General features: G+C 41.0%; 21 protein-coding genes and 1 riboswitch. Of the genes, 9 read left to right on the top strand and 12 right to left on the bottom strand.

Translation table 11 applies throughout. The features are described 5' to 3' along the window. Positions 1-351: 351 nt before the first annotated feature. The 7 genes from SORDD05_RS06355 to SORDD05_RS06385 all read left to right on the top strand — a co-directional run bounded on the left by SORDD05_RS06355 (position 352) and on the right by SORDD05_RS06385 (position 5313). A complete protein-coding gene (locus SORDD05_RS06355) occupies positions 352-801 on the top strand; it encodes a sigma factor-like helix-turn-helix DNA-binding protein (RefSeq protein ID WP_061418084.1) in 450 nt (149 codons plus the stop codon). Positions 802-888: 87 nt separating this feature from the next. Beyond that, a complete protein-coding gene (locus SORDD05_RS06360; protein ID WP_196757205.1) occupies positions 889-1203 on the top strand; it encodes a hypothetical protein in 315 nt (104 codons plus the stop codon). Next, positions 1203-2291 (top strand): ATP-binding protein, encoded by a 1089-nt coding sequence (locus tag SORDD05_RS06365; protein ID WP_061418089.1) that lies wholly within the window; start codon positions 1203-1205, stop codon positions 2289-2291. Before SORDD05_RS06360 ends, SORDD05_RS06365 begins: the two co-directional genes overlap by 1 nt. A gap of 102 nt (positions 2292-2393) precedes the next feature. Further along, positions 2394-2894, top strand: coding sequence for a hypothetical protein (locus SORDD05_RS06370; RefSeq protein ID WP_231077322.1), 501 nt, complete (start codon positions 2394-2396; stop codon positions 2892-2894). Between the two features lie 204 nt (positions 2895-3098). Continuing rightward, the gene (locus tag SORDD05_RS06375) at positions 3099-3752 is read left to right on the top strand and encodes a replication protein (protein ID WP_061418095.1); all 654 of its coding nucleotides are present in this window, start codon (positions 3099-3101) and stop codon (positions 3750-3752) included. A 13-nt stretch (positions 3753-3765) separates the two neighbouring features. After that, complete coding sequence (locus SORDD05_RS06380; protein ID WP_061418099.1) at positions 3766-4029, top strand: helix-turn-helix domain-containing protein; 264 nt, start codon at positions 3766-3768, stop codon at positions 4027-4029. Positions 4030-4095: 66 nt separating this feature from the next. After that, a complete protein-coding gene (locus SORDD05_RS06385; RefSeq protein ID WP_061418102.1) occupies positions 4096-5313 on the top strand; it encodes a site-specific integrase in 1218 nt (405 codons plus the stop codon). 106 nt (positions 5314-5419) lie between these two features. Here SORDD05_RS06385 and rpsI read toward each other — a convergent pair whose 3' ends face one another. The 10 genes from rpsI to SORDD05_RS06435 form a co-directional block, all read right to left on the bottom strand. After that, positions 5420-5812 carry a 30S ribosomal protein S9 gene (gene rpsI / locus SORDD05_RS06390; RefSeq protein ID WP_000075973.1) on the bottom strand — a complete coding sequence of 131 codons (393 nt, stop codon included), beginning with the start codon at positions 5810-5812 and terminating at the stop codon, positions 5420-5422. An 18-nt stretch (positions 5813-5830) separates the two neighbouring features. Then, positions 5831-6277 carry a 50S ribosomal protein L13 gene (gene rplM / locus SORDD05_RS06395; RefSeq protein ID WP_061418105.1) on the bottom strand — a complete coding sequence of 149 codons (447 nt, stop codon included), beginning with the start codon at positions 6275-6277 and terminating at the stop codon, positions 5831-5833. Between the two features lie 210 nt (positions 6278-6487). Next, complete coding sequence (locus tag SORDD05_RS06400) at positions 6488-7687, bottom strand: ABC transporter permease (protein ID WP_061418108.1); 1200 nt, start codon at positions 7685-7687, stop codon at positions 6488-6490. Beyond that, complete coding sequence (locus SORDD05_RS06405; protein ID WP_061418112.1) at positions 7684-8577, bottom strand: ABC transporter ATP-binding protein; 894 nt, start codon at positions 8575-8577, stop codon at positions 7684-7686. The genes SORDD05_RS06400 and SORDD05_RS06405 overlap by 4 nt, the downstream gene beginning before the upstream one ends. Positions 8578-8828: 251 nt before the next feature. Then, positions 8829-11234, bottom strand: coding sequence for a phenylalanine--tRNA ligase subunit beta (gene pheT / locus SORDD05_RS06410; protein ID WP_061418115.1), 2406 nt, complete (start codon positions 11232-11234; stop codon positions 8829-8831). 127 nt (positions 11235-11361) lie between these two features. Continuing rightward, positions 11362-12408 (bottom strand): phenylalanine--tRNA ligase subunit alpha, encoded by a 1047-nt coding sequence (gene pheS, locus SORDD05_RS06415; protein ID WP_061418120.1) that lies wholly within the window; start codon positions 12406-12408, stop codon positions 11362-11364. 312 nt (positions 12409-12720) lie between these two features. After that, positions 12721-13140, bottom strand: a complete 420-nt coding sequence (locus tag SORDD05_RS06420) for a hypothetical protein (RefSeq protein WP_061418123.1) — start codon at positions 13138-13140, stop codon at positions 12721-12723. Positions 13141-13167: 27 nt separating this feature from the next. After that, positions 13168-13818, bottom strand: a complete 651-nt coding sequence (locus SORDD05_RS06425; protein WP_061418126.1) for a phosphatase PAP2 family protein — start codon at positions 13816-13818, stop codon at positions 13168-13170. Continuing rightward, positions 13808-14371 carry an ECF transporter S component gene (locus SORDD05_RS06430; RefSeq protein WP_061418129.1) on the bottom strand — a complete coding sequence of 188 codons (564 nt, stop codon included), beginning with the start codon at positions 14369-14371 and terminating at the stop codon, positions 13808-13810. The genes SORDD05_RS06425 and SORDD05_RS06430 overlap by 11 nt, the downstream gene beginning before the upstream one ends. 153 nt (positions 14372-14524) lie before the next feature. Next, positions 14525-14863: riboswitch (FMN riboswitch) on the bottom strand. Between the two features lie 40 nt (positions 14864-14903). After that, on the bottom strand, positions 14904-15407 hold the full coding sequence (locus tag SORDD05_RS06435; RefSeq protein WP_000181363.1) for a tRNA (cytidine(34)-2'-O)-methyltransferase: 504 nt from the start codon (positions 15405-15407) through the stop codon (positions 14904-14906). Between the two features lie 392 nt (positions 15408-15799). Between SORDD05_RS06435 and trkA the strand changes: the two genes are divergently transcribed. Both trkA and SORDD05_RS06445 read left to right on the top strand, forming a co-directional pair. After that, positions 15800-17149 carry a Trk system potassium transporter TrkA gene (trkA, locus tag SORDD05_RS06440; protein ID WP_061418132.1) on the top strand — a complete coding sequence of 450 codons (1350 nt, stop codon included), beginning with the start codon at positions 15800-15802 and terminating at the stop codon, positions 17147-17149. Positions 17150-17152: 3 nt separating this feature from the next. After that, positions 17153-18592, top strand: coding sequence for a TrkH family potassium uptake protein (locus SORDD05_RS06445; protein ID WP_061418135.1), 1440 nt, complete (start codon positions 17153-17155; stop codon positions 18590-18592). Between the two features lie 87 nt (positions 18593-18679). Here the strand turns inward: SORDD05_RS06445 and SORDD05_RS06450 are convergent, their stop codons facing one another. Beyond that, positions 18680-19609, bottom strand: a complete 930-nt coding sequence (locus SORDD05_RS06450) for an ATP-binding cassette domain-containing protein (RefSeq protein ID WP_001291315.1) — start codon at positions 19607-19609, stop codon at positions 18680-18682. Between the two features lie 10 nt (positions 19610-19619). Then, on the bottom strand, positions 19620-20687 hold the full coding sequence (locus SORDD05_RS06455; protein ID WP_061418138.1) for an ABC transporter ATP-binding protein: 1068 nt from the start codon (positions 20685-20687) through the stop codon (positions 19620-19622). Positions 20688-20689 lie beyond the last annotated feature (2 nt).

The following is a 20689-nucleotide window of genomic DNA, read 5'->3' on the forward strand; positions in this document are numbered from 1 at the left end:
ATTTTTATTTTATAAATTAAGATTCGTGTACACGAATCTTTTTTAAATGAGGTTGTCACCTCAAACACCAATTCATTCATAAAAATTTATTTTCAATTGTTCATTCCCTAAAGGGAATTATACTCCAAAATCAAGATCCTGTCAAGTTAAATTTCCGTTACAAATCTTTATCCTACCCTCCCTCCCCCACAAGTGCTGTGGGGGATTTTTTGTTTTTTCTGAACTTTTTTCACTTTTTAGTCCGAAAACTCCCAAAAAATCTCCTTATAAATAAGAACAACTGTCCAGCTCATGACACTAAACCGAGCAAGAGTCCATTCACTATTTTGTCCAAAAGAAAGGTAAAGAATTATGACAAAAAAACTGAACTCAAAACAACCCAAACCTGACAAGGTCGCTATCCGAAGAGAAAAAGAAATCAAGGAAGCGATTGAACGTGGCGACTGGAAAAGAGTTGTCCATCTTTTATCATTACCATTTGATAACGCAGAGAGGAAAGACAGGTATCATGGAAAACTCAGCCTCAATTTCATCTATAAGAGGAAAGAAATGCTTGACTTTCTACCTGACAATTCCAGACACTCCAATCCTCTTGAGTCACTCATTTATGAAGAAGATACCAAGATTGTCTATCAGACAATTGACGAGTTTGACGACATCGAACAAATCATTATCTTTGGTTACTTCTTTGAAGATAAAAATTTTACTCAATTAGCTGAAGAAGTTCACCTCAGTGATAAAACAGTCAAAAGAAGGCTAGAAAAATCGCTCAAACTTCTGAGGGAAAAACTAGAAGAGTAAATAAAGACTGTCCAGCTCATGACATGAAACCGAGCTTGTCTCTTCTCACTTTTAAATCTACTTATAGAAAGGTATATCCATATGAAAATTAAACCACAACACCGCAAAGGCGGTTACTCAAACCACATCGCCCAACAATACGTTGACCTTACCGAACCTATCTACTTATTGAGTGACGAACTCGAACCCCAACAAAAATATGAAGATAATAAACCAACCGATGAAATTATCGCATATAAGGCTTGGTTTGGTCAAAAAGGACTTCCACCTTTTCAAGTAAAATTTACAGAAGCACCTGAACTACCAGACTACCTATCTCTAATTTCATTTGAAAATCTAGTAGCATGCGAAGTTAACTACAATGTTTACTTCAAAGCTGATGGATTGAAAGAGGTGAACTAATGGTTTCAACTCTCACACAAAGAGAGTTGGAACAATACCTGTTACAGAGCTTGAACATGGGTTTGGGCTCTGTATTACAGGGTGAAACATCCTACACCAACTCTTTTAACATTCTCGTCCGAGAAGACGGCTTTATCTTTGTCCCTCGGCTTCCTTGTGGCTTTATCATCGATGATGACTTGTATCAAAAGATTTTTCTAATCGCAAACGCCTCCCTCTATCCACAATATACTTTGTTAAAGCAAAATTCTGCTTACTTTATCGCATTAAAGACAGAGGATATTCATGTTCAGCGAGGCTTATTCTTCCCATGGAAAATCGGAATTTCGGAACGCTTGGTTATTCCAGAACTTGAGACATTTGCCTCAAATCTAAAGTGTAATAATATTCCTATTATGAAAAATCTAACCATTAACTATGACAAGGTAACATCCCTTGCGATTGCGGGAAATTCAGGTAGTGGAAAAAGCTATGCCCTTACCTACCTTTTAAGTGTCCTCAGAAACTTTTCTGACTTGATTATCATTGACCCTAAGTTTGATACCCCATCACGTTGGGCAAGAGAATACCAAATCCCTGTCATTCACCCTCATGAAAACCGTTCTAAGTCTGACTTTGTGTCAGAAATCAATGAAAACTTAAGCAAGTGTCTGACCATCATCCATAAAAGGCAAGCCATCCTGTTTGAAAATCCTAGGCACGATTTTAAACATCTAAGCATTGTCATTGATGAAGTTCTTGCCTTGTCAGAAGGGGTCAACAAAACCATAAAAGATTCCTTCTTCTCGTTATTATCTCAAATCGCGTTACTGGGACGTTCCACACGAGTTCATTTACTTCTAGTCAGTCAACGCTTTGATCATACTACCATACCAGTTTCTGTTCGAGAACAATTAAACGTTCTTATACAAATTGGAAACATTAATAAAAAGACCACACAATTTTTGTTTCCCGACCTTGACCCAGAAGGCATTGTTATTCCAATCGGCAAAGGAACTGGCTTAATTCAAATCATTGATAACGAACATCCTTATCAAGTTCTCCCCCTCCTCTGCCCCACCTATTACACTACGAAAGGAATTTTATAGACTATGATAAAAACGAATTTTCAAAAAACCATTCATCCAGCAACCACCCTTTTTACAATAGGAATCCTATCTATGCTTATTTCAATCTTATTGAGGCTTGGAATGAATCCCTTGGAAAACAGTATTTATTTCACATCTCTGTTTGATTTCCTGCACTTGCTTCACTTTATCAGCTCATCTATCTCTTTCTTGTCCCTTCTCTTATTCTTTGGATTATTTGGCTATGAAATTAAGATACGACAGAGAGAAGATAGAGTATCTAACCTCTTTAAGTCCATCATACAGACCTTTTCACTTCGCCTTTTTCTTATTCAAAGAGAACACTCAGAATCTGGAAGCACAAGCGAGCAAGGGAATATAAAAAGATACAGTCCTGTCAATAAACAGTTCAATAAAGCAATTCAGAAAGTGGTTGTAGATATAAGAGAAGGAAGCGCAACCTTGATTATTCCTGTTCCCAAATCCCAACAAGCCATTAAAATCTTAAAGGATTTGGAAACAATCATCAGTGAAGAAGTTTCTAGTCGCAATCCAGACTATTATTTTTCACGACCTGAAAGAAAGGGCATGGACTTCTACTTTATCGGAACAAGACGCAAATGATTGGAAGGGCGCTTTGGCGCACGAAGTGAGCGCCACCTAGCGCCCTTCTGTTTTGGTCTACGGACTAACGGGTTACTACGACCCCGTTAGTCCAATAATCAATAATCACAAAAATATCAAATAAAGCGTGTCCCACCTTCCGAAGACACCCCTCTAAATCTCCTTATAGATAGAAATACAATTTGAAAGCGAGACATATTGAATATGGCAAAAGAACAACGTTCTAATAAATGGGCTTTTCTTTTCTACAGAGAGAGCGCCCCAGAAAACTATTTGGAAATCCTTGAAGGTTTTCATATCCCCTTTATCTTATCACCTTGGCATGATAGAGATATCAATCGAAAAACAGGGGAACTTAAGAAAGCTCATAAGCATGGAGCCTTTTTCTTTGATTCGCTTAAAAGCTATAATCAAGTATCTGAACTCATCAAGGATAAATTAAAGGGGCCTGCTCATGTAGAGCCCATTATGTCTCCCAAGGGGATGTATGACTACTTTGTTCATGCGGAGAATCCTGAAAAGACTCAATACAAAATTGATGATATAGAAATAGGATGCGGATTTGAATTAGACAAATTCCTCATAAACAATAACAACGATGATTTTCTATCAGCCATCATTGATGTGATAGACAAGAAGAATTTCACAGAGTTTAATCATCTGGTTAGATATGCGAGAGAAGAAAATCCGATCTTATTAAGGCTTATCGTAGATAAAACTTACTTTTTTGCTAAGTATTTAGATTCACGAAGGTATAGCACAGACAAAAGCAAAATAACTTCATCAGAAAATTCTTTGACGAATACCCCGAATGAAACTAGTGACGTCATATCAAGCACTACTTCAATAGAAGTATAATGGAGGAAAAGCTATGCAAGTAATCTTACCAGATGAGCAAATTCATCAAATTCAACTTTTACTCTCTAATCTTATAAATAAAGAAATCAGAGAGCAATTAGACAAGAGCGGTATCGATAGCCCCTATTTGAACAAGCAACAAGCTTGTAACTATTTAGGTATATCAAACAATACACTGGATTCTTGGATTGTAAAAGGCCTACCCAAAATCAAAATCGGTAAAACGATTCGATTCCATAAAGACGCTATCGACCAATGGCTAAACTCACATAACTAGAAATATCAAGATTTTTGTTTTATAATAGTCATGATATTTTCTGGTTCGATACACAAGGAGAATATCATGACTATCACTAAAACAAAAAATGGTACTTATCGTTTAAAAATCTACATTCCAATAGAAGCTCGAATGCCACTTGGAATCGTCAGTAACAACTACTACGATAAACGATTCAAAACAAGAAAGGAGGCACGACAAGCAGAGATAGACTTACTCACGAAGTTAAACCAAATTGAAGACAATGCGTTTTCAGGACTAGGAAAAGAAGATATTCTTTTCTCAGACTTCTATAATAATATTTGGTGGGAATCCTATAAAGCAGGACAAACTACATCAACTTCTAAGCCACCAAGCAGGTCAACAATTGCTAATACCAAAACATGTTTTGAAAAGCATATACTACCACTTCTTGGCAACTATACGATTCAATTTTTAAACCAAAATAAACAGGTTATTCTAAATTTGATGACGGCAAAAGCCAACGAATATGCCAACTTCAAAACTTTACGAAGTTACGTTATTTCTATTTTTGATTGGGCAGAAGAACTTGAATATATTGAAGCAAATAGAGTTGCAAAAACTTTAAGACGAATTAAGGCTGTTAAAAAAATTCAACTTGCAGAATCAAAACGTGATGAAGATTTATATTTAACTCATGAGCAACTCCAAGAATGGTTCTCAGCCTTTAAAGAGGATTTAGAGAATGATAGAATATCACTCAAAGATTACGTCCTTTTCTATCTCACTTTTTTCCTTGGAGATAGAAAATCAGAAACATATGCTCTCCAGTGGAAACATATCGACTTTTCAAAATCTCAGATTCAGTTAATTCAGGCTTTAGATAGATACGGACAAGTAAAATCTACCAAAGGAAATAAAAAAACTATCTTTTCTATTTCTAGTGACTTGCTTCAACTCCTAACCTTATGGAAAAAACAACAAAAATATGAACTAGCAAAGTTTGGTATCATCAGTAATCCAGAACAATTCATCTTCACTTATATAGATACCAGAGGGAATATCAATAAACCCCTACATTCTGACTATCTTAATAATAAGATGCAAACTATCAGAAAGCGACACCCAGAGCTTACACACGCTACACCACATAAACTACGTCATACGGGAGCAACGCTCGCTAAACAGGCTGGAATGAGCTTAGAAGCCATTTCCGAAGCTCTAACACATAGCGACACAGGTACAACACAGATTTATGTCAATACTTCTAACGTAGTCCCTATGGCAGTCGGTGAATTTGCCTTAAAGTCTCTAAAACAATAAGGTTAAAATAAGGTAAACTTTGAGGTGAACTTTTTCAAAAAACACAAAAAAAGCACCCATGAGGTAAACTCTTGAGTGCTTCGAAACGTTGATATAATCGTATTGATTAACGTTTTGAGAATTGTGATGCTTTACGAGCTTTCTTAAGACCTGGTTTCTTACGCTCAACCTTACGTGAGTCACGTGTAAGAAGTCCTGCGCGTTTCAATGAATCGCGGAAGTCTGGGTCTACTTGAAGAAGGGCACGAGCGATACCATGACGGATAGCTCCTGATTGACCAGCGTATCCACCACCTACAACGTTAACGAAAACGTCGTATGAACCTACAGTTGAAGTAACTGCGAATGGTTGGTTGATTACAAGACGAAGGTCAGCGTGTGGGATGTACTCTTCAACATCTTTTTTGTTAACAGTGATTTTACCAGTTCCTGGAACAAGGCGAACGCGTGCAACAGCGTTTTTACGACGTCCAGTACCTGCATATTGTGCTTGTGACATACTTTATTGTTCCTTTCCTTAGATAAGTCCTGAAATATCAAGAACTTCTGGTTGTTGTGCAGCGTGAGTGTGCTCAGCTCCAACGAATACTTTCAATTTCATACCTTGAGCGCGGCCAAGAGTATTGTGTGGAAGCATACCTTTAACTGATTTTTCGATCAAACGTACTGCATTTTTAGAACGAAGTTCACCAGCAGAGATTTGTTTCAATCCACCTGGGTGATTTGAGTGAGTGTAATAGATCTTATCAGATGCTTTTTTACCAGTCAATTTAACTTTTTCAGCATTGATAACGATTACGAAGTCACCTGTATCAGTGTGTGGTGTAAATGTTGGTTTGTTTTTTCCGCGAAGTACGCTAGCAACAACTGCTGAAAGGCGTCCAAGAGGTACATCAGTTGCGTCAACAACGTACCATTTGCGTTCTACTTGGCCTGGTTTAGCCATGAATGTAGTTTTGTTCATGATTTCTCCTATATGAATATCGTTTTTGTTTACTGGGCGGATGTTCCGGTCCGCGGGGTATTTGAAAGGTTCCGGGGTCTTACAAATGGGGTAAACAATACCGTCTACTATCATACCAAATTTTACTACTAAAAGTCAATAGATATAAAAAATAATTTTATCTATTTTCCCGTTTAAAGTCTAGAAAAACCTCGCTTTCGCGAGGCTCTCCTATTTATAAGCCAAGGCACGTTTGAAGCTTTTCCATAGACCTAAGTCATCTGTCTGAAGGACTAGGCTGGCATACATACGTCCGATAAAGGCTGTTGCAGTCACTGCAAAAACAACCGTTATGGCAAGGGAAATCCAAGCTTCTAAATCACTTGCATAACCATTAATGGCTCTAAATGGCATAAAGAAGGTTGAAATAAAGGGAATATAAGACCCAATTTTCAAAATCAAATTGTCTCCTGCAACACCTAGAGAAGTCACACCGACAAATCCTGCTATAATCAAGATCATCAAAGGCGACAAGGCCTTACCGGCATCTTCAGGGCGAGAAACCATAGATCCTAAGAAGGCTGCTAAAACAACGTACATAAAGAGGCTAACCAAGACAAACAATAAGGTATTAAGCGAGAAAGCCTCTCCTATATGGTTTAAAATACCAGACTGGGCCAAGATTGGTAGGTCTTTAAAGAGCAGAATGGCAGCCAGCCCACCCACGACGTAAATGCCAATATGAGTCAAAATCACAAGAAGCAGAGCCAGCATGCGAGCGTAGAAATAATGGCTAGCTCGAATACTAGAGAAGACCACTTCCATGATTTTGGTTCCTTTTTCACTAGCCACTTCCTGAGCAGTGACACTAGCATAGGTAATCAAGATCATATAAAGGAAGAAACCGAGACCCGCAGCCGCAATGGTTTGGACCATCTTTTTATTTTCTTTGGATTCGTCAATCTTCTCAGTAAAGTCAACAGTCTGAGCCAGGCGTTTTTCCTGTTCTTGAGACAAATTAGCTGCTGAACGATTGAGTTGGTATTGCAGTTCGTTTAGCTTATTGGTTACTGCTAGTTTGATACCTGTTTCAAGAGAAGTTTCACCGTGATAGACGGCCTTGAGGACACTGTCCTCTTGATCAATGGTTAGGTAACCCTTGATTTTCTCATCTTTGATAGCAGCTTGGGCACTGGCTTCATCCTTATAATCAAAGTTGATACCATTGGTACCCTTGAGCCCTTCTTCCACAGATGGCACAGTTGTTACTACTGCTACCTTGCTATTTTTAGCCATCGAAGAATTTTGTAGATAGCCGATTCCTACAGATAAGGCTAAAAAGAGGAACGGCGAAATCACCATAAAGAAGAAACTCCACGACTTGACATGTCGAAGATAGGTTTCCTTCATTACAACCCACATATTTCTCATACTTCCACCCCTGATTCTAGTTTAAAGATTTCATCGATTGTTGGAGCCTGTTGGTCAAAGGTCGCGATATATTGACCTTGAGTCAGGATTGGGAAGAGTTCCCTTCCAGCACTCTCATCATCGAGGATCAATTTCCAACTGCCTTGCTTGGTCAAGCTCACCTGTTTGACATGAGGAAGACTTTCCAGTTCTTCCTTGCTTCGTTCACTTGAAACAAAGAGACGTGTTTTCCCGTATTGATTGCGAACATCCTGAACAGGTCCATGCAAGACTACACGCCCATCACGAATCATCAGGATATCATCGCAAAGCTCCTCGACATTGGTCATGACATGGTCAGAAAAGATAATGATTGCACCGCGCTCTTTCTCTTTCAAGATGACTTGTTTGAGCAACTCAGTATTGACTGGATCCAAACCACTAAAAGGTTCATCCAAGATAATCAAGTCTGGCTCATGGATCAGAGTGATAATGAGCTGAATTTTCTGCTGATTCCCTTTGGAGAGGCTCTTGATTTTATCAGTCAGCTTTCCTTTCACTTCCAGTTTCTCCATCCATTGAGGGAGTTTTTCCTTGACCTCCTTAGCATCCATGCCCTTTAGAGTCGCCAAGTAGCGAACTTGCTCAAGGACTGTCAGCTTGGGCATAAGACTGCGTTCCTCAGGCAGATAGCCAATCCGAGCGTAGGTTTCCTGACGAATCTCCTGCCCATCCAGACTGATTTCTCCTTGATAGTCCAAAAATTTCAACATACTGTGGAAAATCGTTGTTTTCCCAGCACCATTTTTCCCGACCAGTCCCAAAATTCGTCCTGGACTTGCCTGAAAATCGACACCAAACAAGACTTGCTTGGAACCGAAACTTTTCTCTAGATTTCTTACTTCTAGCATTTTCCACCTCCGAAATATGTTGCACTTATTATACTCCTTTTTGATAGCCTTTACAAGGATTTATGTACATTTTTATCTTGTTCATCCTTCCTTAAAAACTAAACTCTCTAAGGATTTTGAGTACCCAAGTGATAGAACAATTATAGCCCATTAAAGTGCATACAGGTGCTCTTACTCCTCAATTGTCCATTTTTGATCCTGAATTGTCATTTTGAAAAGCAAAAATCCACCCCGAAGGATGGATTGATGAGTTAACGCACTTCTGCATTGACTTTTTCTTCGAGTGATGCTTGGATTTTTTCCATATAGCGTGCGACTTCTTCGTCTGTCAAGCTATCTTCTGGATTTTGGAAGGTCAAGCTATAGGCCATTGACTTCATACCAAGTCCCAATTTTTCGCCTGAGAAGACGTCAAAGAGTTTGATATCTGTCAAACGTTTCACGCCTGCAGCTCGGATAGCATCTACAACTTCTTGGTGAGTGACTTCTGCCTTGAGAAGTAGAGCAATATCACGACTAACCGCTGGGAATTTGGTAATTTCCACAAATGGAGTAGCTGGTTGAAGGGCAACTTCGATGGCTGAAAGGTTGAGCTCCGCTACATACGTTTCTGGAATATCATAAGCCTTGGCAGTGACTGGATGCACTTGGCCAAGGAAACCAAGAACTTGGTCACCGTGTGAAATCACAGCTGTACGGCCTGGGTGAAGACTAGCAATTTCATCTGTTGCTGTATAAGTCACTTCAAGCCCCAAGCGAGCAAAAAGCGCTTCAAGGATTCCCTTAGCATAGAAGAAATCAACTGGAACTGCTGCTGTTTGGAAGTCTTTTTCAGCAACCAAGCCTGTCAAGGCAAAGGCAAAGCTGTTGATTTCGTTTGGTAGATCTTCTTTTGGATTGCCTGTTTGTTCAAAGACTTTTCCAATCTCGTAAAGTGCCAAGTTTTTATTCTTACGAGCTACGTTGTAGGCAACGGTATCAAGGATACCAGAAATCATATTTTGACGGAGGACAGAACGGTCCACTGTCATTGGCCACATGAGTTCTGTCAGCTTGCTTGGTTGAGCTGTGAACTCAACCGCTTTTTCAGGCGTTGTTAGAGCGTAGGTGATGATTTCTGTCAAACCTGCTCCTTCAGCGATGGTACGAACTTGACGGCGAAGTTTTTGTGTCGCAGTCAATTCACCAGCTGTACCGTCATCTTTCGGAAGACTAGTTGGCAAACGATCGTAACCATAGATACGAGCGATTTCTTCAAAGAGGTCAGCTTCGATGGTGATATCCCAACGACGACGTGGTACGCTGACTGTAAAGCTAGCTTCATTTCCAGAAAGACCAAATCCAAGACGACGGAATACATCTTCCACATCAGTGTATGAAAGTTCTGTACCAAGGACACGGTTGACGTCTGCAAGGGTTGAAGAAACTTCTACATCAGAAGTATCAAGCTCACCTGCTGAAACGATACCCTTACGCACCGTCGCACCTGCAAGATTAGCAATCATGCTAGCCGCCGCATCAAGGGCTTCGTTAACAGTTGCCACATTGATGCCTTTTTCAAAGCGAGAAGATGATTCCGAACGAAGGTTGAGGCGTCCGCTAGTCTTACGAATCGATTTGCCATTGAAAACAGCAGCTTCAAGGACAACGCGACTAGAATTTTCAGAGATTTCTGTTGCTTGACCACCCATGACACCTGCAAGGGCTACTGGCTTGTCTGCGACAGTGATGACTATGTCATTTGTTTCCAAGTCACGTTCTTCACTGTCCAAGGTCACCAATTTTTCACCAGCACGCGCTTCACGCACACGAATCTCGCTTCCTTCAAAGGTATCCAAGTCAAAGGCATGCATAGGTTGACCAAAGTAGAGCAGGATGTAGTTTGTCACGTCCACTACGTTATTGATGGGACGGATGCCTTCGTTCATAAGGAGGTTTTGCAACCATTGTGGACTTGGTGCAATGGTTACATTGTCCAAGATACGGGCCGCATAGTACGGCGCCTTATCTGTGTCAATGTTGACAGAAAGAGCATCTGTAGCGGCTTGGTCTGTTTCTGAAAGAGCAAATTCTTTAAAGTTAACTGCCTTGTCATAGATAGCTGCTACTTCGTGAGCCACACCCTGCATAGAAAGAGCGTCCGCACGGTTTGGAGTGATGGAAAGTTCGATGATTTCATCATCCAAGTCTAGGTAAGAAAAGACTTCGTCCCCAGGAACTGCATCTTGAGGCAAGATTTGGATACCATCTGCGAATTCTTTCGGAACAACTGAGTCAGAAATCCCCAATTCACCAAGTGAACAGATCATCCCAAGTGACTCAAGTCCACGGATTTTTCCTTTTTTAATCTTGTAGTTGTCAGCGATACGAGCACCTGGAAGAGCCACCATGACCTTGATACCAGCACGCACATTCGGAGCACCACAAACGATTTGGCGGGCTTCTTCTTCGCCAACGTTAACCTGACAAACATGGAGGTGTGTTTCTGGTACATCTTCGCAAGAAAGCACCTCACCGACGACAATTTTTGAGAGACCAGCAGCAGGTGATTCCACACCTTCGACCTCGATCCCTGTAGTTGACATTTTTTCAGCCAACTCTTGTGATGGTACATCAATGTCCACCAACTCTTTTAACCATTTATAAGATACTAACATAATTCTGATTGTAAGATCCCACCAAGTAAGACCTTTTCAATTCCTTTCTTTTTCTTCGAGTCAGTCGTTTCTTTTTAACTATATGAAATGTGAGCGACTGTTTAGGACTGTGTTTCAGGTTTCAATCTTATTTAAACTGTTCTGAGAAACGGACATCCCCTTGGTAGAAGCCACGGATATCGTTGATTCCGTAACGGAGCATAGCTACACGCTCTTGTCCAAGACCAAAGGCAAAACCAGAGTATACTGTCGCATCAATACCACTCATCTCAAGGACACGTGGGTGAACCATACCGGCACCCATGATTTCGATCCAACCTGTTTTCTTACATACGTTACAGCCTTCTCCACCACACTTGAAGCAGGAAACATCCACCTCAACAGATGGCTCTGTGAATGGGAAATAAGATGGACGCAAACGAATTTGACGCTCTTCACCAAACATTTTTTGAACGATTAACTGAAGCGTTCCTTGAAGGTCTGCCATAGAGATATTTTTCCCAACAACCAAGCCTTCGATTTGATGGAATTGGTGACTGTGGGTCGCATCGTCCGTATCACGACGGAACACACGCCCTGGTGAGATCATTTTCAAAGGACCTTTTGAAAAATCATGAGCATCCATAGCACGCGCCTGAACTGGAGACGTGTGAGTACGGAGCAAGATTTCTTCTGTGATGTAGAACGTGTCCTGCATATCACGGGCTGGGTGGTCTTTCGGAAGGTTCATGCGCTCAAAGTTGTAGTAGTCTTGCTCCACTTCAAAACCATCCACGACTTGGTACCCCATCCCGATGAAAATATCTTCGATTTCTTCACTGGTTTGTGTCAAAACGTGACGGTGACCAGTCGCAACTGGGCGACCTGGAAGTGTCACATCGATGCTCTCACTTGCTAGTTGAGCTTCTACTTTCTTTTCTTCCAAGAGCTTAGCCGTTTCTTCAAAGGCTGCTGTCAAGATATCACGCGCTTCATTGACGTGTTTCCCGATGATTGGACGCATCTCAGCAGAGACATCTTTCATCCCTTTGAGGATTTCAGTAAGCGACCCTTTTTTACCAAGGACAGAGACACGCAAGTCCTGCATCTCTTTTTCATTTTCAGCAGTAATCTGCTTCAAGCTAGCCAGCGTTTCTTCGCGAAGCGCTTTTAATTGTTCTTCAATAGTTGACATAATTCCTCCATCAAGTCCCTCGTAGATAAAAAGAAAACCACATGCCAAAAACTCCACTCGGAGCGTTGACACGCGGTACCATCCGTTTTCATCTGACAAGTCAGACCTTCATTTCTAAATCCATGCGCAAGTGAATTCACCCAACTTTCATATAGAGAGCTTGCAGTCACGGCTCTCCTCCCTGATATACTTCCCCTGAGATACTAGTCTTGCGGATTCCTATTCAATTACTACTTAGTTTATCAGATTTTTAGTTAAAAAACAAGTTAGATTAGACTAATTTCAGTATAAAAAGGAACAAGACACAATGCATCACCTATTTGCAGGGTCTGTTTCATCTGCTTTCCTTTTCAATAAAAGAGTTGCTGCTTGATTAAAACCATCACACCAGTTATACCATTTTGCTTCATACTCATCTTGAGCTAGGATACGGTCTTTTAAATCAAAGACAGAGTAAATCTTTCTTTCCTCGCAAGCTTGCGCATAGAGATGATACAGTTCATCGCCACCATCTCTATCCCACTCAGCAGAAATCGTATTCCTACCTGCCAATAAAGCCTGATAAGCCCTGTGATGCCCATCTGTAATTAACAAGTAATCTCCGAACGCAAGAATACTGATTGGAGCAACATTGATTATTTCTGCCGACTGATAAAGTGTCTGGATGCCTTCTAGTTTCTTTTCTGATAAGTATAGTTGACTCGGATGAAGATCTTTTATGTTGACTTTCATTTCTTTCTCCTCGAGGGAATTTGATACTCACTTCTGCTTGCCTTTAAATCGCCATTGGAAGCGAAGCTTGTCATAGAAAGGAAATTCGATAAATAAGACTCCCAAGCCCACACAGAAACTGGCAAGAACATCTGATGGGTAGTGGACTCCCAGATAGACCCGAGATAGCAGCACACTGACTAGGTAGACCCCAAGGACGATTTGCACAATTTTTCTCCAAACCGAATCTTTAATCCGTTGACTGAGAATGACAATCAAGGTCCCTACCATCAAAGTTACAGCCAGAGAATGGCCACTTGGAAAAGAAAATCCCTTCTCCTCTACCAAGTGTAAAATAGCTGGCCGTGGGCGCTGGTAGATGTTTTTAAAGGTCACGATTAAAAGACCAGCTAAGGCTAGATTGCCCGCCATGAAGTAGCTTTCTATCTTCCACTGCTTACGATAAAAGATAACGGCTGCGATGGCAACCCAGGTGATAATCACTGGGATATCAATCAAATGCGTAAGGGCACGGAACAGAACAGTCAAATAATCTGGCAAGTCCCCACGAAGGGCAGTCTGAAGCGGTTGATCAAAACCGGCCAGCGTTTCAGGATAGAACTTAACCATATAGCCAAGAAGGACGAAAAGTAAAAGGGCAAAACTGCCCTTCATTAAAAATGTTTGTTTATCTCTCATAATGTTTTAAGGTTGGTTTCAAGAGGACGTATAACAACCAGAATGAAACAGCAAAGATTAAACCTTCAATCAGGTTAAAAGGTAAAACCATGGTCATCAAGTAGTTAGAAAGTCCTATAATTTCTCTAATATCAAAGTTGGCAAACTGCGCGTACAAAGGAACCGCATAGACATAGTTGAGAACCAACATGGCAGAAGTCAACCCAATAGTTCCCGCTAGAGATGCTAGTAGGAAACGAAGGGTGCTACGTTCCTTTTTCCAAATCAAACCAAAGACGATAACAAAAACTCCCAGAGCTACGACATTCATTGGCAAGCCAATGTAAGTATTCACTCCCTGGCTATTGAGAAGCAGCTTCAAGAGGGATCGCAGCAAGAGAATCCCTAGAGCAGCAGGTAAATCCATCACTACCAAGCCCACAAGGACTGGCAAGATACTAAACTCGATCTTGAGGAAGGTCGCCGCTGGCAAGAGCGGAAAGTCAAAGTACATCAGCACAAATGAGATGGCTGATAAAATCGCAATGGTCGAAAGTCGACGTGTGTTTGTCATAACAGGTTCCTCCAATTTTCTATAAAATCAGAAGAAGTTGGAAAGGATTCCTCTATCTATTCTCACTTTTTATATCTCAAAAGTTCCCTCTCACTCTTTTGAGCAAGCGGTTGCAACTTCTCTATAAACTCATCAGAACAGACAAAGCCATTCTTTCGTCTTCTCCCATCCAGACTATACTGTCGGTTGTGGAATCGCACCACATCAGCTTGCGCTCGCGGACTTCTTTAAGGGAAGGAAATAGAGATTTTTCTTTTAGACTAGGCGACAAGCTGTAGGCATAACTTCCAGTTAGGCAAAACTTGTCAACAAAGTTTTAAAGGAAAAATTTTTTCCTAATGATACTCAATGAAAATCAAAGAACAAACTAGGAAGCTAGCCGCGGGCTGTACTTGAGTACGGCAAGGCGAAGCTGACGTGGTTTGAATTGGATTTTCGAAGAGTATTAAAGTCACCGCCGGTCGGGAATTGCACCCAGCCCTGAAGACCCTTTAATCTTAACAAAAAACGCTTGCAAGTGCAAGCATTTTGATTATTTCAATTTATCTGCTTCATAGGTGTGAACGAGTTCCAAACCTGCGAAATTCTGCTGACGAAGCGCTTCGTAGACGATCATGCAGACCGTATTCGAAACATTGAGACTGCGGACATGTTCATCATTCATAGGAATACGGAGAGCTTTCTCAGGATGTTCTCTCATAAAGTCCTCAGGTAAGCCCTTGTCTTCACGTCCGAATAGAAAATAATGGTCTTCGTCAGTCGATAAATCTGCCTCAGAGTATACCTTCTCAGCAAATTTCGAAATCAGATAGAGTTTTCCCTTCATCTGAGACATGAAATCTTCTAAACTGTCGTAAAAATGAATCTCTAACTTATCCCAATAATCCAAACCTGCCCGCTTCATTTTGCGGTCATCAATAGGAAAGCCCATCGGTTTGATGATGTGGAGGGGAGAATTGGTCGCAGCGCAAGTACGCGCAATGTTACCTGTATTTTGTGGAATCTGAGGTTCAAATAATACAATGTGATTTGTCATGACGGGCTTCCTTTTATCATTGCAAAAAAATAGCCACACTGCCCGGAGTCAAGCTCAGCAAACAGCGTGGTTAAGGCATCGTTAACTTACCTCACAACAGGTTTGAAGTAAATCAGCGAAACTACTTTCTTAGTATAACACTTTCAGAATCAATGTCAATAGAAACGACTTGATTTTTTTACTTTTTTGATGATATTTTCATGTTTGGTCATTCCATTTCTGAAAAGGGATAGTAAAATCACTTCAAATCAGAGTCGTTGTTATAGAAGTTAAGCAAATGTATCTTCAAAAACTTGAAAAAGTTCTTTCTTCCTTTAAAAATCGGCTTGGCAAGTGCATTTTTTGCTAAAAAAGGGTATGATAGTTACATCATGAAAAAGTAGGTTTTTTATATGAAAATTGTCCTTGTTGGTGGAGGGAAAGTTGGTTTCGCCCTCTGTCGTTCACTAGTAGCGGAAAACCATGACGTTGTCCTCATCGAGCAAAATGAAGCTGTACTTAACCATATTGTCAGTCGCTTTGATATCATGGGCCTCCTTGGAAATGGTGCTGACTTTGCCATCTTGGAGCAAGCTGGCGTTCAAGAGTGCGATATCTTTATCGCTCTAACTGAATACGATGAAGTGAATATGATTTCAGCGGTACTTGCTAAAAAAATGGGCGCTAAAGAAACCATCGTTCGAGTGCGAAATCCTGAATACTCTAATGCCTATTTTAAGGAGAAAAATATTCTTGGATTTTCACTTATCGTTAATCCAGAACTCCTAGCAGCCCGTGCCATCTCAAATATCATCGATTTTCCTAATGCCCTCTCAGTTGAGCGTTTTGCTGGAGGTCGGGTCAGCCTGATGGAGTTTGTTATCAAAGATTCTAGCGGGCTCTGTCAAATGCCAATCTCAGACTTCCGTAAAAAATTTGGCAACATCATTGTCTGTGCTATGGAAAGAGACCATCAACTCATGATTCCAAGTGGTGATGTTACTATCCAGGACAAGGATCGGATTTTTGTTACGGGGAATCGTGTGGATATGATGCTTTTCCACAACTATTTCAAATCGCGTGCAGTGAAAAGCTTGCTTATCGTTGGAGCTGGAAAAATCGCTTATTATCTACTTGGCATTTTAAAAGACAGTCGCATTGATACCAAGGTTATCGAGATCAATCCTGAAAGAGCTCGTTTCTTTAGTGAAAAATTCCCAAATCTCTATATCGTACAAGGAGATGGAACTGCTAAGGACATCTTACTGGAAGAAAGTGCTCCTAGCTACGATGCGGTCGCAACCTTAACTGGGGTTGACGAGGAAAACATCATCACCTCCATGTTCCTTGACCGTGTTGGTGTCCAGAAAAATATCACCAAGGTCAACCGAACTAGTCTTCTAGAGATTATCCATGCGCCTGATTTTTCAAGTATCATCACGCCGAAAATCATCGCAGTGGATACCATTATGCACTTTATCCGTGGTCGGGTAAACGCCCAATACTCAGACCTTCAAGCCATGCACCATCTTGCAAATGGCCAAATTGAAACCCTGCAATTCCATATCAAGGAAGCTAATAAAATGACTGCCAAGCCACTTTCGCATCTAAAATTAAAAAAAGGTGTTCTCATCGCAGCCATTATCCGAAAAGGAAAAACAATCTTCCCTACTGGAGAGGATATGCTTGAGGTGGGAGACAAGTTACTCGTGACGACCTTATTGCCAAACATCACCAAGATTTATGATTTGATTGAGAGGTAAAAAATGAATAAAAGTATGATTCGTTACCTCCTCTCAAAACTTCTCTTGATTGAGGCTGTTCTCCTTCTAGTACCTGTTGGTGTAGCAACCTATTACCAAGAATCCAGTCAAGTATTTATCGCTCTCTTTTCTACGATTGGAATTTTAGTCCTTCTTGGTGGTCTTGGCGTTTTACGAAAACCGAAAAATCAACGGATTTACGCCAAGGAAGGGGTCTTAATTGTTGCCCTCTGTTGGATTCTCTGGTCTTTCTTTGGTGGCCTCCCTTTTGTCTTTTCAGGACAAATCCCAAGCGTCATCGATGCCTTCTTTGAAATCAGTTCTGGATTTACGACTACAGGAGCAACTATTCTGAACGATGTTTCAGTTCTCAGTCGTTCCCTCCTCTTCTGGCGAAGTTTTACCCACTTGATCGGAGGGATGGGGGTGCTTGTTTTCGCACTTGCCATTATGGACAATGCTAAGAATAGTCACTTAGAGGTGATGAAGGCAGAGGTCCCTGGTCCTGTCTTTGGTAAGGTTGTATCCAAACTGAAAAATACTGCTCAGATCCTCTATCTACTTTACCTAGGGCTCTTCTCCCTATTTGTTGTCATCTACTATCTAGCAGGTATGCCCTTGTTTGATAGCTTTGTCATCGCTATGGGAACAGCGGGAACAGGAGGCTTTACCGTCTATAACGACGGAATTGCTCACTACGGTAGTTCCCTAATTACCTATCTTGTCAGTTTTGGCGTTCTAGTTTTCGGAGTCAATTTTAACCTGTATTACTTCCTTATGCTCCGTCGGGTCAAGGCCTTCTTTGGAGATGAAGAACTGCGGGCTTATGTCATTATTGTCCTCGTGTCTACAGGTTTGATTACTCTCAATACCCTCCACCTCTATCAAGGTGTCTCTAAGAGTTTTGAGATGGCTCTCTTCCAGGTTTCCAATATCATCACGACAACAGGTTTTGGTTACGGAGATATTACCAACTGGCCCCTCTTCTCCCAATTTATCCTCCTCTTCCTCATGGGAATCGGTGGATCAGCTGGTTCAACTGCTGGTGGTCTCAAAATTATCCGTGGACTCATCCTCACAAAAATTGCCAAAAATCAGATTTTATCTATTTTATCCCCTCACCGTGTCTTGACTCTGCATGTCAATAAAACCGTGATTGATAAGGATACCCAGCACAAGATTCTTAAATATTTTGCCATCTACGTGATGATTATACTCTCTCTCATCTTTATCGTCAGTCTTGATAGCAATGATTTTCTAGTAGTTACCAGCGCCGTTTTCAGCTGTTTTAACAATATCGGACCTATTCTAGGTACAACCTCTAGTTTTGCCATCTTTAGTCCCATCTCTAAAATCCTGCTCTCATTTGCAATGATTGCGGGCCGCTTAGAGATTTACCCAATTTTGCTACTCTTTATGAAACGTACCTGGTCTAAACGTTAATTACAATACAATCCCCTTTTACAAGTAAGTAGAAGGGGAATTTTTCTATTAAAAATGAGAAGACCATTCGGTCCTCTCCTAATCTGTTTATTTTTTAAGAGCTTCTTTGTATCGAGCAACTTCCGCTTGGTTAGCCCAAACATAGTGACCTGGACGAATTTCTACCATAGATGGCTTATCTGTCTCATAGTCATGTTGGTCAGGATCGTAAACTTTCAAGACCTTCTTGCGTTCCAAGATTGGATCTGGAATCGGTACAGCAGATAGAAGTGCTTGAGTGTAGGGGTGGACAGGATTGTTAAACAACTCCTCTGTCTCCGCCACTTCAACGATAACTCCCTTATAGATAACTGCGATACGATCTGAGATAAAGCGAACAACTGACAAGTCATGTGCGATAAAGAGATAAGTCAAGCCCAACTCTTTTTGGAACTTCTTGAGCAAGTTCAAAACTTGCGCACGTACAGATACGTCCAAGGCAGAGATTGGCTCATCCGCAATAACGAAATCAGGTTCCATCACAAGGGCACGGGCAATCCCGATACGCTGACGTTGACCACCAGAAAACTCGTGTGGATAACGGGTCAAGTGTTCTTTCAAAAGTCCAACTTCATGGATCATCTTTTGAACTTTTTCTTTCCGATCTTCTTCATCTTTAAACAAGTGGTAGTTGTAAAGACCTTCAGAGATGATATAGTCGACCGTCGCACGCTCATTCAAGCTTGCTGCAGGGTCCTGGAAAATCATCTGGATACGACGGATTAAGTCTGCTGATTCCTTATGAGATTTTTTCCCATTGATTTTCTGGCCATCAAAGATAATCTCACCTTTACTAGTGTTATTTAAACCAATAATGGCACGACCAATCGTTGTTTTCCCACTACCAGACTCACCTACAAGAGAGAAAGTTTCTCCCTTGTTGATAAAGAAGTTGGCGTTTTTAACCGCGACAAACTTCTTACTTCCTTCACCGAAGGAAATTTCTAAATCTTTAATTTCTACTAATTTTTCAGACATTTCCTTCCTCCTAGTCTTCTAGATGAGCAAAGCCCATTTTATCACGAATTTTGTCATGCAAATCTGCAATGACCCCAGGTTTTTCAACTTTAGGAGCATTCTCATGAAGCAACCAAGTCTTAGCCCAGTGAGTATCAGTGACTGAAAACTGAGGTGCTTTCTGTTCAAAGTCAATTTGCATCGCATAATCTGAACGAAGGGCAAAGGCATCACCTTTCAACTCAGTATAAAGAGACGGTGGTGTTCCTGGGATAGAGTACAATTCCCCTTTATCATCAGCAAGCTGAGGCAAGCTAGACAAGAGACTCCAAGTGTATGGATGACGTGGATCGTAGAAGACTTCCTCAACAGTACCGTATTCTACAATTTCCCCAGCATACATAACTGCTACCTTATCGGCAATACTTGCTACCACACCAAGGTCATGGGTGATAAAGATAATGGTAAAATGGTACTCATTTTGCAAGGTTTTAAGCAAATCAATGATTTGCGCTTGAATGGTTACATCAAGAGCCGTTGTTGGCTCGTCACAGATCAAGATATCCGGACGGCAAGCAAGGGCAATGGCAATAACGATACGTTGGCGCATTCCTCCAGAATATTGGAAAGGATACTCGTCAAAACGTTTTTCAGCATCTGGAATTCCGACCTTGTTCATATAGTCGATTGCCATCTCTTTGGCTTCCTTAGCTGTTTTCCCTTGGTGTTTAACGATAACTTCTGTGATTTGGCTACCGATTGTATTGATTGGATCCAAACTTGTCATTGGATCTTGGAAGATGGTCGCAATTTTAGCACCACGAATCTTCTCCCATTCCTTGTTAGAAGTAAGAGCGGTCAAGTCTTGTCCACGATAGTCGATGCTTCCTTGAGCAATACGTCCATTGTCTTCTAACATCCCTGTAAAGGTTTTTGTTAAAACAGATTTACCAGAACCGGACTCACCTACCAAGGCAAGAACTTCTCCTTCAATCAGGTCCAGAGAAACTCCTCGGATAGCCGTCAGAACTTTGTCACGAACGTCAAATTCCACGACAATATCACGAGCAGTCAAAATTACATTACTTTCTTTTGTCATGT

The sequence above is a fragment of the Streptococcus oralis genome (assembly GCF_001578705.1).
In the GTDB taxonomy this organism is placed as follows: Bacteria; Bacillota; Bacilli; order Lactobacillales; family Streptococcaceae; genus Streptococcus; species Streptococcus oralis_J.

Excerpts from the sequence above, each read along its gene's own strand:
- SORDD05_RS06355 (WP_061418084.1), top strand. The coding sequence starts at position 352 with ATGACAAAAAAACTGAACTCAAAACAACCCAAACCTGACAAGGTCGCT.
- SORDD05_RS06365 (WP_061418089.1), top strand. The coding sequence starts at position 1,203 with ATGGTTTCAACTCTCACACAAAGAGAGTTGGAACAATACCTGTTACAG.
- SORDD05_RS06370 (WP_231077322.1), top strand. The coding sequence starts at position 2,394 with ATGAATCCCTTGGAAAACAGTATTTATTTCACATCTCTGTTTGATTTC.
- SORDD05_RS06375 (WP_061418095.1), top strand. The coding sequence starts at position 3,099 with ATGGCAAAAGAACAACGTTCTAATAAATGGGCTTTTCTTTTCTACAGA.
- SORDD05_RS06380 (WP_061418099.1), top strand. The coding sequence starts at position 3,766 with ATGCAAGTAATCTTACCAGATGAGCAAATTCATCAAATTCAACTTTTA.
- SORDD05_RS06385 (WP_061418102.1), top strand. The coding sequence starts at position 4,096 with ATGACTATCACTAAAACAAAAAATGGTACTTATCGTTTAAAAATCTAC.
- rpsI (WP_000075973.1), bottom strand. The coding sequence starts at position 5,812 with ATGTCACAAGCACAATATGCAGGTACTGGACGTCGTAAAAACGCTGTT.
- rplM (WP_061418105.1), bottom strand. The coding sequence starts at position 6,277 with ATGAACAAAACTACATTCATGGCTAAACCAGGCCAAGTAGAACGCAAA.
- SORDD05_RS06400 (WP_061418108.1), bottom strand. The coding sequence starts at position 7,687 with ATGAGAAATATGTGGGTTGTAATGAAGGAAACCTATCTTCGACATGTC.
- SORDD05_RS06405 (WP_061418112.1), bottom strand. The coding sequence starts at position 8,577 with ATGCTAGAAGTAAGAAATCTAGAGAAAAGTTTCGGTTCCAAGCAAGTC.
- pheT (WP_061418115.1), bottom strand. The coding sequence starts at position 11,234 with ATGTTAGTATCTTATAAATGGTTAAAAGAGTTGGTGGACATTGATGTA.
- pheS (WP_061418120.1), bottom strand. The coding sequence starts at position 12,408 with ATGTCAACTATTGAAGAACAATTAAAAGCGCTTCGCGAAGAAACGCTG.
- SORDD05_RS06420 (WP_061418123.1), bottom strand. The coding sequence starts at position 13,140 with ATGAAAGTCAACATAAAAGATCTTCATCCGAGTCAACTATACTTATCA.
- SORDD05_RS06425 (WP_061418126.1), bottom strand. The coding sequence starts at position 13,818 with ATGAGAGATAAACAAACATTTTTAATGAAGGGCAGTTTTGCCCTTTTA.
- SORDD05_RS06430 (WP_061418129.1), bottom strand. The coding sequence starts at position 14,371 with ATGACAAACACACGTCGACTTTCGACCATTGCGATTTTATCAGCCATC.
- SORDD05_RS06435 (WP_000181363.1), bottom strand. The coding sequence starts at position 15,407 with ATGACAAATCACATTGTATTATTTGAACCTCAGATTCCACAAAATACA.
- trkA (WP_061418132.1), top strand. The coding sequence starts at position 15,800 with ATGAAAATTGTCCTTGTTGGTGGAGGGAAAGTTGGTTTCGCCCTCTGT.
- SORDD05_RS06445 (WP_061418135.1), top strand. The coding sequence starts at position 17,153 with ATGAATAAAAGTATGATTCGTTACCTCCTCTCAAAACTTCTCTTGATT.
- SORDD05_RS06450 (WP_001291315.1), bottom strand. The coding sequence starts at position 19,609 with ATGTCTGAAAAATTAGTAGAAATTAAAGATTTAGAAATTTCCTTCGGT.
- SORDD05_RS06455 (WP_061418138.1), bottom strand. The coding sequence starts at position 20,687 with ATGACAAAAGAAAGTAATGTAATTTTGACTGCTCGTGATATTGTCGTG.